At 61.1% G+C, this 12528-nt stretch carries 10 protein-coding genes; 2 read left to right on the forward strand and 8 right to left on the reverse strand.

What is annotated here, in order from left to right:
- Positions 1–71: 71 nt before the first annotated feature.
- Complete coding sequence (locus tag CAF65_RS01645) at positions 72–962, forward strand: LysR substrate-binding domain-containing protein (protein WP_085714705.1); 891 nt, start codon at positions 72–74, stop codon at positions 960–962.
- Positions 963–1047: 85 nt separating this feature from the next.
- Here the strand turns inward: CAF65_RS01645 and CAF65_RS01650 are convergent, their stop codons facing one another.
- The 5 genes from CAF65_RS01650 to CAF65_RS01670 all read right to left on the reverse strand — a co-directional run bounded on the left by CAF65_RS01650 (position 1048) and on the right by CAF65_RS01670 (position 7242).
- Complete coding sequence (locus CAF65_RS01650) at positions 1048–2067, reverse strand: branched-chain amino acid aminotransferase (protein ID WP_085714706.1); 1020 nt, start codon at positions 2065–2067, stop codon at positions 1048–1050.
- A 221-nt stretch (positions 2068–2288) separates the two neighbouring features.
- A complete protein-coding gene (gene lpdA, locus CAF65_RS01655) occupies positions 2289–3671 on the reverse strand; it encodes a dihydrolipoyl dehydrogenase (RefSeq protein ID WP_085714707.1) in 1383 nt (460 codons plus the stop codon).
- A gap of 3 nt (positions 3672–3674) precedes the next feature.
- Positions 3675–4946: a dihydrolipoamide acetyltransferase family protein gene (locus CAF65_RS01660; RefSeq protein WP_085714708.1), complete on the reverse strand. Its 1272-nt coding sequence runs from the start codon at positions 4944–4946 to the stop codon at positions 3675–3677.
- Complete coding sequence (locus CAF65_RS01665) at positions 4947–6005, reverse strand: alpha-ketoacid dehydrogenase subunit beta (protein WP_085714709.1); 1059 nt, start codon at positions 6003–6005, stop codon at positions 4947–4949. It lies immediately after the preceding gene.
- A 1-nt stretch (position 6006) separates the two neighbouring features.
- Positions 6007–7242: a 3-methyl-2-oxobutanoate dehydrogenase (2-methylpropanoyl-transferring) subunit alpha gene (locus tag CAF65_RS01670; RefSeq protein ID WP_085714710.1), complete on the reverse strand. Its 1236-nt coding sequence runs from the start codon at positions 7240–7242 to the stop codon at positions 6007–6009.
- A gap of 185 nt (positions 7243–7427) precedes the next feature.
- On the opposite strand from CAF65_RS01670, the gene bkdR reads away from it, so the two are divergent.
- The gene (bkdR, locus tag CAF65_RS01675; protein ID WP_007976593.1) at positions 7428–7916 is read left to right on the forward strand and encodes a Bkd operon transcriptional regulator BkdR; all 489 of its coding nucleotides are present in this window, start codon (positions 7428–7430) and stop codon (positions 7914–7916) included.
- Positions 7917–7981: 65 nt separating this feature from the next.
- Here the strand turns inward: bkdR and preA are convergent, their stop codons facing one another.
- The 3 genes from preA to hydA form a co-directional block, all read right to left on the reverse strand.
- A complete protein-coding gene (preA, locus tag CAF65_RS01680) occupies positions 7982–9256 on the reverse strand; it encodes an NAD-dependent dihydropyrimidine dehydrogenase subunit PreA (RefSeq protein WP_085714711.1) in 1275 nt (424 codons plus the stop codon).
- On the reverse strand, positions 9257–10624 hold the full coding sequence (locus CAF65_RS01685) for an NAD(P)-dependent oxidoreductase (protein WP_085715224.1): 1368 nt from the start codon (positions 10622–10624) through the stop codon (positions 9257–9259). It lies immediately after the preceding gene.
- A gap of 161 nt (positions 10625–10785) precedes the next feature.
- Positions 10786–12225: a dihydropyrimidinase gene (gene hydA, locus CAF65_RS01690; protein WP_085714712.1), complete on the reverse strand. Its 1440-nt coding sequence runs from the start codon at positions 12223–12225 to the stop codon at positions 10786–10788.
- Positions 12226–12528 lie beyond the last annotated feature (303 nt).

Raw genomic sequence — 12528 nt, forward strand, 5'->3', positions numbered from 1 at the left:
GGCAGATTGGCGTGACGACGAAGGCGTGACAAACGCTTTAATTAGAGCGCACAGGTGACTAAATTAGACGCATGATGAATCAACTACCACCTCTTAATGCCGTTCGCGCCTTCGCCGTTGCCGCTCGTCATCAGAGCTTCAGTCTGGCGGCCGAAGAGCTGCACGTCAGCCACAGTGCCGTCAGTCGGCACATCAAATTGCTCGAGGAGTACCTGGGGGTGCTGCTGTTCGAGCGGCGTATCCGTCAATCGGTGCTGACGCCCGCCGGCCGGCGCTTTTATGAGCAGGTCAGCGCCGGGTTGTCGCAGATTGCCAATGCCGCGGCCGCGCTCAAGCAGCATGCCTCGCTGCCTACCGTGAAGATCAACGTCCGTCCATCCTTCGCCTTGCTTTGGCTGACGCCCAGGTTGGCGGATTTCGTTGCGCAGCACCCAGACATCAAGCCCCAGGTGATCACGCAAACCCAGGCTCCCGATCAGGCACGCGACGGGTTCGATATCGTCATTCGCCGTGGTCGTGACGATTGGGCGCCGGCGATTGAGGCGCGAGCACTCTTCGAAGACGAACTCTTGCTGGTTGCGGCGCCATCGCTGATCGAGCGCCTGCCGCTTGTAGACCTCACTTCGCTCGGCCGGCACACGTTACTGACCGCCAGGGCACGCCGCGAAGACTGGCACAATTGGGCCATGCACTTTGGTCAAAGTCAGTCCGCCACTCAGATGACCCGGCAGTTCGATCACATGCACCTGGTGCTTCAGGCCGCCGTGGATGGACAGGGCATTGCCTTGTGCCCGACCTCGTTGCTGGGCAACCATCTGTTGAGCGGACACCTGGTCTGCCCGTTGCCGGAGTTGCGTATGCCGTTACCGCGTTATTACTACGGTGTTGCGCCGGACGTGACGGCGCACACACGGGTGTTCGTGGAGTGGTTGTTTGCCCGGATCGCTCAGGATCGAGAGTGACGTTTTCCACGCAGCGCGGACGAAAAAAGCCCGGCCTTCAACGTGAAGGCCGGGCTTTTGTGTTCAAACGAACCGTGGCGTCAGATCAAACCTTGACGATCCAGCCCGCTGGCGCTTCGATGTCGCCGGTTTGCACGCCGGTCAGCTCTTTGTAGAGCTTCTGGGTGATCGGGCCGACTTCGGTTTCGCTGTGGAATACATGCAGGTGGTCGTTGTAGTTGATGCCGCCGATCGGCGTGATCACCGCTGCAGTACCGCAAGCACCGGCTTCCTTGAAGTCCGCCAGCTTGTCGATGAACACGTCGCCTTCGACCACGTCCAGACCCAGGCGGGACCTGGCCAGTTCGATCAGCGACAGGCGGGTAATGCCCGGCAGTACCGATGGCGAGTTCGGGGTCACGAACTTGTTGTCGTGGGTGATCCCGAAGAAGTTGGCCGAACCGACTTCCTCGATCTTGGTATGGGTCAGTGGGTCCAGGTAGATGCAGTCGGCGAAATGCGCCTTCTTGGCCTGGGAGCCCGGCATCAGGCTGGCGGCGTAGTTGCCACCGACCTTGGCGGCACCGGTGCCTTGTGGCGCAGCGCGGTCGTAGCTGGAGATCAGGAAGTTGTGCGGGGTCAGGCCGCCCTTGAAGTAGGCGCCAACCGGGATGCAGAAGATCGAGAAGATGAACTCGGGGGCGGTACGCACGCCGATGTTGTCACCCACGCCGATCACGAACGGGCGCAGGTACAGCGCGCCGCCGGTGCCGTACGGCGGAATGAAACGCTCGTTGGCGCGAACCACTTCTTTACAGGCTTCGATAAATTGCTCGGTGTCGACTTGTGGCATCAGCAGGCGCGCGCAACTGCGCTGCATGCGCAGGGCGTTCTGGTCCGGACGGAACAGGTTGATCGAGCCGTCCTTGCAACGATAGGCCTTCATGCCTTCGAAGCATTGCTGGCCATAGTGAAGGGCAGTGGAGCCTTCGCTGATGTGCAGCACGTTGTCTTCGGTCAGGGTGCCTTTGTCCCACTCGCCATTACGCCAGTACGACAGATAGCGCTTGTCGGTCTTGATGTAGTCAAAACCCAGCTTGTCCCAATTGATGCTTTCGTTACCCATGACACCCTCTATCACTTAACAACCGCCGAAACGGTTCAAGGTTCTGACGTTTTTCCGGATGGGCACAACAATACTTCATTCCGGGCCCATTTCGCAGCCCGGATTGCATTCCTTGTAGGAGCTAGCTTGCTAGCGATGGACGTCAACGATAACGCGTCCTGTCTGCATGACCGCGTTGTCCTGACGTTTTTCGCGAGCGAGCTCGCTCCTACAGGTTCGGATTACAGGTGCAAGGCGTGACCAAGCGCACGCAACGCCGCTTCCTGCACCGCCTCGCCCAGCGTCGGGTGCGCGTGGATGGTGCCGCCGATGTCTTCCAGCCGCGCGCCCATCTCCAGGCTCTGCGCAAACGCCGTTGACAACTCCGACACGCCAACGCCCACCGCTTGCCAGCCGACAATCACATGATTGTCGCGACGGGCGACCACGCGCACGAAGCCGCTTTTCGACTCCAGTGTCATGGCCCGGCCATTGGCGGCGAACGGGAAGCTCGACACGATGCAGTCCAGGCCCGCGGCCCTGGCCTCGTCCGGGGTCTTGCCGACCACCACCAGTTCCGGGTCGGTGAAGCACACGGCGGCGATGGCGGTCGGGTTGAACTCGCGAGATTTACCGCTGATCAGTTCGGCGACCATCTCACCCTGGGCCATGGCCCGGTGCGCGAGCATCGGTTCACCGCTCAGGTCGCCGATGGCATACACGTTGCGCATGCTGGTCTGGCAGCGGTTGTCGATCTTGATCGACGAACCGTTCATCTCCAGGTTCAGCGCTTCGAGGTTCCAGCCCTGGGTGTTCGGCTTGCGACCGACGGCCACCAGCACCTGATCGGTTTCCAGGTTCAGGGTATCGCCGTTCGGATCCAGTACTTTCAAGGTATTTTGTTGTGAATCAAAGCCTTGCACGCTGTGTTTCAAGTAAAGCTTCACGCCGAGTTTTTTCAGTTCGTCGTGCACGGGCTGGGTCAGTTCGGCGTCGTAGGCCGGCAGGATGCGTTCCTGGGCTTCCACCACGCTGACGTCGGCGCCGAGCTTGCGATAGGCAATGCCCAGTTCCAGACCGATGTAACCGCCGCCGACCACAATCAATCGTTTCGGCACGGATGTTGGCGCCAGGGCCTCGGTGGACGAGATGATCGGCCCGCCAATCGGCAGCATCGGCAGGTTGACGCTTTTGGAACCGGTGGCCAGCACCAGGTGTTCGCACTGGATACGCGTGTCGCCGACTTCCACGGTTTTGCCGTCGATGACTTTGGCCCAGCCTTGAATGACCTGAACCTTGTTCTTTTTCAGCAGCGCCGCGACGCCGGTGGTCAGGCGATCGACGATGCCGTCCTTCCATTCCACGCTCTTGCCGATGTCCAGGGTGGGCGCCGAAACGCTGATACCCAGGACCGAATGCTGGCTGTGGTGTCGTGTCTGGTGGAACTGCTCGGCGACGTGAATCAGTGCCTTGGACGGAATGCAGCCGATGTTCAGGCAGGTGCCGCCCAGGGATTGGCCTTCCACCAGAATGGTCGGAATGCCCAGTTGGCCGGCACGGATCGCCGTCACATAACCGCCAGGGCCGCCGCCGATGATCAGCAGTGTGGTGTGCAAAGTCTGCATGAGTTACTCCACAAACAGGGTAGCGGGTTGTTCGAGCAAGCCACGGATGGCCTGGATGAATAGCGCCGCATCCATGCCGTCGACCACCCGGTGATCGAAGGAGCTGGAGAGGTTCATCATCTTGCGGATCACGATCTGGCCTTTGATTACCATTGGTCGTTCAACGATCTTGTTGACGCCGACAATCGCCACTTCCGGCAGGTTCAGCACTGGCGTACTGACAATGCCGCCCAAGGCGCCGAGGCTGGTCAGGGTAATGGTCGAACCGGACAACTCGTCGCGGCTGGCCTTGCCGTTGCGTGCGGCGGTGGCCAGGCGGGCGATTTCCGCCGCGCTGTCCCACAGGCTGCGGGCTTCGGCGTGACGCACCACCGGCACCATCAGGCCGACGTCGCTCTGAGTCGCGACGCCGACGTGTACGGCGCCGAGGCGGGTGATGACCTGGGCTTCGTCGTCGTAGCGGGCGTTCATTTGCGGGAAGTCGCGCAGAGCGACGACCATGGCGCGGACCAGGAACGGCAGCAACGTGAGTTTGCCGCGAGTCGCGCCATGTTTTTCATTGAGGTGCGCGCGCAACTCTTCCACGGCGGTGACGTCGATTTCTTCGACGTAGCTGAAGTGGGCGGCGCGCTGGGTGGCGTCCTGCATGCGCTGGGCGATCTTGCGGCGCATGCCGATCACCGGGATCTGCTGTTCATCGGTGCGTTGGGCATATGCGGCGGCCGGTGCCGAAGCGTTCGACTGACCCTGGGCCAGATAGGCTTCGAGGTCGTCGTGCAGAATCCGTCCGGCGGGGCCACTGCCACGCACCAGACGCAACTGGATACCGAGATCCAGCGCATGCTTGCGCACGGCCGGCGAGGCCAGCGGACGTTCATCGGCTTCGCGAGCCACCATCGGGCCCTGGCATATGGCAGATTTCGGCGCTGCGGCAGCGACCGGTTTGCTTTCCATCACGGCTTCGACTTTCGGTGCTGCGACTGGCGCTTCTTTCACAGGGGCCGGTTGCGCTGACTCCTTAACGTTGCCCGCGCCTTCGACTTCAATGCTGATCAACACGCTGCCAACCGCCATGACTTCGCCCGGCTGGCCGCCGAGGGCGATGACCTTGCCGTGCACGGGCGACGGAATATCCACCATCGCTTTATCCGTCATGACATCGGCCAGCACCTGATCTTCGACGACCATGTCGCCGACCTTGACGTGCCACACCGACAATTCAACTTCCGCAATGCCTTCGCCAATGTCCGGCATTTTAATAACGTGCGTGCCCATTCAGACCTCCATGACCCGTTTCAACGCCGCGCCCACACGGGACGGCCCTGGGAAATACGCCCACTCCTGCGCGTGCGGGTAAGGGGTGTCCCAACCGGTGACGCGCTCGATCGGCGCTTCCAGGTAGTGGAAGCAGTGCTCTTGCACCAGCGCCGTCAGTTCGGCACCGAAGCCGCAAGTGCGTGTGGCTTCGTGAACGATCACGCAGCGCCCGGTTTTCTTCACCGATCTGGTGATGGTTTCCAGGTCCAGCGGCCACAGGCTGCGCAGGTCGATGACTTCGGCATCCACGCCGCTTTCTTCAGCGGCGACTTGTGACACGTAGACGGTGGTGCCGTAGGTCAGCACGGTGACGTCCTTACCCGGACGGGCGATCGCGGCAACGTCCAGCGGTACGGTGTAGTAGCCGTCCGGAACCTGTGCGGCGGGGTGTTTCGACCAAGGGGTTACCGGGCGCTCGTGGTGGCCGTCGAAAGGGCCGTTGTACAGGCGTTTCGGCTCCAGGAAGATCACCGGGTCATCGTTTTCGATGGCGGCGATCAGCAGGCCCTTGGCGTCGTAGGGGTTGGACGGCATGACGGTGCGCAGACCGCACACCTGAGTGAAGAGTGCCTCGATGCTCTGGCTGTGGGTCTGGCCGCCATAGATGCCGCCGCCGCAGGGCATGCGCAGGGTCAGCGGCGCGGTGAACTCGCCGGCCGAGCGATAACGCAGGCGCGCGGCTTCGGAAATGATCTGGTCGTAGGCCGGGTACACATAGTCGGCGAACTGGATCTCCACCACCGGGCGCAGACCGTAGGCGCCCATGCCCACGGCGGTACCGACGATACCGCTTTCAGAGATCGGCGCATCGAACACCCGCGAGGTGCCGTACTTGGCCTGCAGGCCTTCGGTGCAGCGGAACACGCCGCCGAAGTAACCCACGTCCTGGCCGAAGACCACGACGTTGTCGTCACGCTCAAGCATCACATCCATGGCCGAGCGCAGGGCCTGGATCATGGTCATGGTGGTCGTGGTCATGGCGGTTTCCAGCTCGATTTTATTGTTGTGATCGTTCATGTCAGATCCCCAACTCTTGACGCTGGCGCTTCAAGTGCTCCGGCATCTCTTTGTAGACGTCTTCGAACATGGTCGCGGCGCTCGGAATCTGGCCGCCGGCAAGGGTGCCGTACTGTTCGGCTTCTTTCTGTGCGGCGATCACTTCGGCTTCCAGTTCGGCGCTGACCGCGGTGTGTTCCTCTTCGGACCACTGGCCGATCTTGATCAGGTGCTGCTTGAGGCGGGCAATCGGATCACCCAGCGGGAAGTGGCTCCAGTCATCGGCGGGGCGGTATTTCGACGGATCATCGGAGGTCGAGTGCGGGCCGGCGCGGTAGGTGACCCATTCGATCATGGTCGGGCCGAGACCGCGGCGCGCACGTTCGGCGGCCCAGGCAGAGGCGGCATAGACCGCGACGAAATCGTTGCCGTCGACCCGCAGGGAGGCAATGCCGCAACCGACGCCACGACCAGCGAAGGTGGTGGCTTCACCACCGGCAATCGCCTGGAACGTGGAAATCGCCCACTGATTGTTGACCACGTTGAGGATCACCGGCGCGCGGTATACGTGGGCGAATGTCAGGGCCGTGTGGAAGTCCGACTCGGCGGTGGCACCGTCGCCGATCCACGCCGAGGCGATTTTGGTGTCGCCCTTGATCGCCGAGGCCATGCCCCAGCCCACGCCTTGAATGAACTGGGTGGCGAGGTTGCCGGAAATGGTGAAGAAACCGGCGTCCTTGACCGAGTACATGATCGGCAATTGCCGGCCCTTGAGCGGATCGCGCTCGTTGGACAGCAACTGGCAGATCAGGCCGACCAGCGGTACGTCGCGGGCCATCAGGATGCTTTGCTGGCGGTAGGTCGGGAAGCACATGTCGTCGATGTTCAAGGCCAGGGCCTGGGCGCTGCCGATGGCTTCTTCGCCAAGGCTTTGCATGTAGAACGACATCTTTTTCTGACGCTGGGCGACCACCATGCGGTTGTCGTAGATCCGCGTCTTGAGCATGGCGCGCATGCCCTTGCGCAGAATCTCCACCGGAACGTTTTCAGCCCAGGGGCCGTGGGCGTTGCCCTGGTCGTCGAGCACGCGGATCAGGCCGCGGGCCAGGTCGGCGGTGTCAGCCGGTTCAACGTCGATTTGGGGTTTGCGCACCGTGCCGGCATCGGTCAGGTGCAGGTAGGAGAAGTCGGTTTTGCACCCTGGGCGGCCCGAGGGTTCGGGGACGTGCAGGCGCAGCGGTTCGTACGCTTGGGTCATGGCTTCTACGCTCGATCTTGTGAATTTCTTGTAGTGAGCTGACAGATTTCATTCGGTAAATGAAATCTTGTCCTACAACAATCATAGGCCCGCCCAAGAAGAATATTTCTCTCTGTTTCGTTGCGTTAAAGATCATTTGCAGATAAAAAAACTGCATAAACATAAAAAGCAGGTGGTTTTGTCTCATGCGCAAACTGGACCGTACCGATATCGGGATTCTCAACAGCCTTCAGGAGAACGCACGCATCACCAACGCCGACCTCGCGCGTTCGGTGAACCTGTCGCCGACACCGTGTTTCAACCGGGTCAAGGCCATGGAAGAACTGGGGGTGATTCGCGAGCAAGTGACGCTGCTGGATGCCGACCTGTTGGGGCTGCACGTGAACGTGTTCATTCATGTCAGCCTGGAGAAGCAGGTGGAGGAGGCGTTGCAGCATTTCGAGGAAGCGATTTCCGACCGCCCCGAGGTGATGGAGTGCTACCTGATGGCCGGCGACCCGGACTACCTGATCCGGGTACTGGTGCCGACCATTCAGTCGCTGGAGCGTTTCATGATGGACTTTCTGACCAAGGTACCTGGGGTGGCGAACATTCGTTCGAGCTTTGCGCTCAAGCAGGTGCGCTACAAGACTGCATTGCCATTACCGGCAAACGGATTGACTCTCGGCAACTAGGCAGCGCAAATCCTGGAGCAAGCTCGCTCCTCCACTCGAAGGCGTCGGTTCAAGCACTGCAGATTTCAAGTGCTGACGTGATACGGATTCCTCGGATCATGATTCCAGTCCAGGAACGGCTTGCCAGTCTCCACCGGCACCATCTCGATACAGTCCTGCACCGGGCAGGTGATCTGGCACAGATTGCAGCCCACGCACTCCTCGTCGATCACTTGATACTTGTGAGTGCCATCCGCCTGCTTGAGGCTGGCCACGGCCTGGTGTGAGGTGTCCTCACAGGCAATATGGCAACGACCACAGCCAATGCACGCCTCCTGATCGATTTTCGCAATCACCTGGTAGTTGATGTCCAGGTACTTCCAGTCCGTGGTGTTGCCCACCGCACGGCCGGAAAACTCCGAGATGCTGGCGTAGCCCTGACTGTCCATCCAGCGCGACAAACCATCCTTCATGTCTTCGACAATCCGGAAGCCATGCAGCATCGCTGCCGTGCACACTTGCACCGCGCCGCTGCCGAGCGCGATGAATTCCGCGGCGTCGCGCCAATTGCCGATGCCGCCGATGCCGCTGATGGGCAGGCCCTGGGTCTGCGGATCACGGGCGATTTCGGCGACCATGTTCAAGGCAATCGGCTTGACTGCCGAACCGCAATAGCCGCCATGGGTGCTCTGGCTGCCGACTATAGGATTGGCCACCATGCGTTCCAGATTGACGCTGGTGATCGAATTGATCGTATTGATCAGCGACACCGCATCGGCACCACCTCGGTGGGCGGCGCGGGCGGCGACACGGATGTCGGTGATGTTCGGCGTGAGCTTGACGATCACCGGCAAAGAGCAATACGTCTTGCACCAGCGGGTGACCTGTTCCACGTATTCCGGCACCTGGCCGACCGCCGCGCCCATGCCCCGTTCCGGCATGCCGTGGGGACAGCCGAAATTCAGCTCGATGCCGTCGGCGCCGGTGGCTTCCACCAGCGGCAGGATGTGTTTCCAGGATTCTTCGACGCAGGGCACCATCAATGACACGATCAGCGCGCGGTCCGGCCAGTCCTTTTTGACCTGGGTGATTTCCCGCAGGTTGATCTCCAGCGAACGGTCAGTGATCAGCTCGATGTTGTTAAAACCGAGTACCTCCCGGTTAGCCCCGAAGTGCGCGGAGTAGCGCGACGACACGTTGACCGCCGCCGGGTCTTCACCCAGGGTTTTCCAGACCACGCCACCCCAGCCGGCCTCGAAGGCGCGGACGACGTTGTAGGCCTTGTCGGTCGGCGGCGCGGAGGCCAGCCAGAACGGATTGGGCGCTTTGATGCCGGCGAAGACAATCGACAGATCGGCCATTTATGCAGCCTCCACATTGAGCATCAGTTGAGCGTTGATCGCTTCGGCGGCGCGTTTGCCGTGTTGCACCGCTTGCACGGTAAGGTCTTGATCGAGGCTGGTGCAGTCGCCGCCGGCATACACGCCGGGAATGCTGGTGCGCAGCTGTTCATCGACTTCGATACGCTCGCCCTGACGCTTGAGTTCACGCGCCAGGGGGTCGGTGAGGGCGCTGCTGTCGAAGGCCTGGCCGATGGCTTTGAAGATCGCGTCGGCGGCCAGTTCGAAGGTTTCACCGGTGGTTTGCAGGCGACCTTCGACCAGATGGGTGCGGGCGAAACGCATGCCGCGCACGCGGCCGTGGTCATCGAGCAGCACTTCATCGGGTTGCGCCCAGGTCATCAGCCGTACCTGATTGGCCTTGGCGATCTCCTGTTCGTGGCGGGTTGCGCCCATGTCTTCGGTACCGCGGCGGTACACCAGGTTCACGTCACGGGCGCCGAGGCGGGCCATTTGCACTGCCATGTCGATGGCGGTGTTGCCGGCACCGAGGACGATGCAATGGTCGGCCAGGGGCAGTTGGGTCAGGTCATCGGCCTGGCGCAGTTCGCGGATATAGTCAGTGGCGGCGAGCAGGCCGGGGGCATCTTCGTGGGCCAGACCCAATTGTTTGCTGGCGTTGAGCCCGAGGCCGAGGAACACCGCATCGAACTGTTGATGCAGTTCGCTCAAGGTCAGGTTGTCCCCGAGCTTCTGCCCGTGGCGAATTTCGATCCCGCCGATTTCCAGCAGGAACTCAAGCTCCTGTTGTGCGTAGTCATCCACCAATTTGTATTTGGCGATTCCGTATTCGTTGAGGCCGCCAGCCTTTTCCCTTGCTTCGAAAATCACCACGTCGTGCCCGTGCATGGCACTGCGGTGGGCGCAGGACAAACCGGCGGGACCGGCGCCAACCACGGCGATGCGTTTGCCGGTGGCGGCAGCACGCTGGAACGGGTGGGTGCTGAAATGGGCGTTGTCCACGGCGTAGCGCTGCAACAGGCCGATCATGACTGGCGCACACTCGTGGGCGTTGTTGCGCACGCAAGCTTGCTGGCAAAGAATTTCCGTCGGGCACACCCGGGCGCAACTGCCGCCGAGGATGTTGGCCGAGAGGATCTTCTGCGCGGCGCCTTGCACATTGTCCTGCGCAATGCTGCGGATGAACGAGGGAATGTCGATTTCGCTCGGACAGGCATTCACGCACGGCGCGTCGTAACAATACAGGCAGCGTGAGGCTTCCAGATGCGCCTGGCGTTCGTTGAGCGGCGGCGCCAGATCGGTGAAACGGTCGGCGAGGGCGGCCGCGTTCTCGTAGGGATGCGGGAGATGACTCAGGGTCTTGATCACGGTTTTGGCCTCACGGTGATTTGAGGTGCTGCCTCTGATGGGCATTGTTTTTTGTGTTGTCTGTGCGGGCCTCTTCGCGAGCAGGCTCGCTCCCACAGGTTTTGTGAACACCCGAGATCCCTGTGGGAGCGAGCCTGCTCGCGATAGGCCGAAGGCAGCTCTCAGCGTTTCACGGCAGCAGGCTGATTCAACTCGGCCCGCTTGCTCAGCAAATCAAACACCGCCGGGTACGCCGGCCGCTCGATGTAGCGCCCGGCGCCACGTTCGGCCCGCAGGTCGCCGTCGGCCCAGACCACGCGGCCCTGGCTGATGGTGTGGCTGGGCACGCCGCGCACGGTCTTGCCTTCGAAGATGTTGAAGTCCACCTGCTGATGGTGGGTCCTGGCGGAAATGGTCCGCGTGCCTTGCGGGTCCCACAGCACCAGGTCTGCGTCGGCACCGACGCGGATCGCGCCTTTGCGTGGGTAGAGGTTGAAGATCTTCGCCGTGTTGGTGGACGTCAGCGCGACGAATTGCTGCATCGAAAAGCGTCCGGTGTTCACCCCTTCATCCCACAACACCGCCATGCGGTCTTCGATGCCGGCGGTGCCGTTGGGGATCTTGCTGAAGTCGTCGCGGCCAGCGGCTTTTTGCTCGGCGCAGAAGCAGCAGTGGTCGGTGGCGGTGGTGTGCAGGTTGCCCGATTGCAGGCCATGCCAGAGCGCTTCCTGATGGCCACGAGGGCGGAACGGCGGGCTCATCACATAACCGGCTGCGGTTTGCCAGTCCGGATCACGGTAGACGCTGTCGTCCAGCAGCAGGTGCCCGGCCAGCACTTCGCCGTACACCGGCTGGCCCTTGCCCCGGGCGTAGGTGATTTCATCCAGGGCTTCCTTGGTCGAGACGTGGACCAGATACAGCGGTGTACCCAGGGTTTCGGCGATGCGGATCGCCCGGCTCGCGGCTTCGCCTTCAACCTGTGAAGGGCGCGACAGGGGATGCGCTTCCGGCCCGGTGATGCCCTGGGCCATCAGCTTGCGTTGCAGGTGATACACCAGTTCACCGTTTTCCGCATGAACGGTCGGCACCGCGCCCAGTTCCAGGCAGCGTTCGAAACTCGCCACCAGGGTGTCATCGGCGGCCATGATCGCGTTCTTGTAGGCCATGAAATGCTTGAAGCTGTTAACGCCGTGCTGGCTGACCAGTTCGGCCATTTCCTCGCGGACCTGTTCGCTCCACCAGGTAATGGCGACGTGAAAGCCGTAGTCCGACGCCGACTTCTCGGCCCAGCCGCGCCACTGATGGAAGGCTTCGAGCAGGGATTGCTGCGGATTGGGGATCACGAAGTCGATGATCGACGTGGTTCCGCCGGCCAGTCCCGCCGCCGTGCCACTGTAAAAGTCTTCGCTGGCCACGGTGCCCATGAAGGGCAGTTGCATGTGGGTGTGCGGGTCGATGCCGCCGGGCATCAGGTATTGACCGCTGCCGTCGAGCACTTCGGCCCCCGGAGGAACATCGAGGTTTTCGCCGATGGCCTTGATCACGCCGTCTGCGCAATACACATCGGCGCGATAACTTTCATCATGGGTAATAACGGTGGCGCCACGGATCAACAGAGACATTCCGAGTTCCTCGCAGGCATTGACCGGCTTATGCCGGTTCTAGATGTTTTATATAAAAACAGCCCGCACAGAATGATTCCTGTCAGTACTGTCAGGATTAAACGCTAGCTGCAGTTTCCTGAATCGGCAAGAATATTTTTTATAAGCTTATTCATTAATTAACTAGTTGATAAATAAAGATTAAATACAAAAAACACCAAAATGGTGAGGCTGCTCACCATTTTGACGCACTTGACAGGTTAGAAATATGGTCAAGATTTCTCATGTGAAATCAGCCGTTTGTGGAGGGTCTATGGTTGATGC

The sequence above is a fragment of the Pseudomonas sp. B28(2017) genome, assembly GCF_002113025.1.
Classification (GTDB): domain Bacteria; phylum Pseudomonadota; class Gammaproteobacteria; order Pseudomonadales; family Pseudomonadaceae; genus Aquipseudomonas.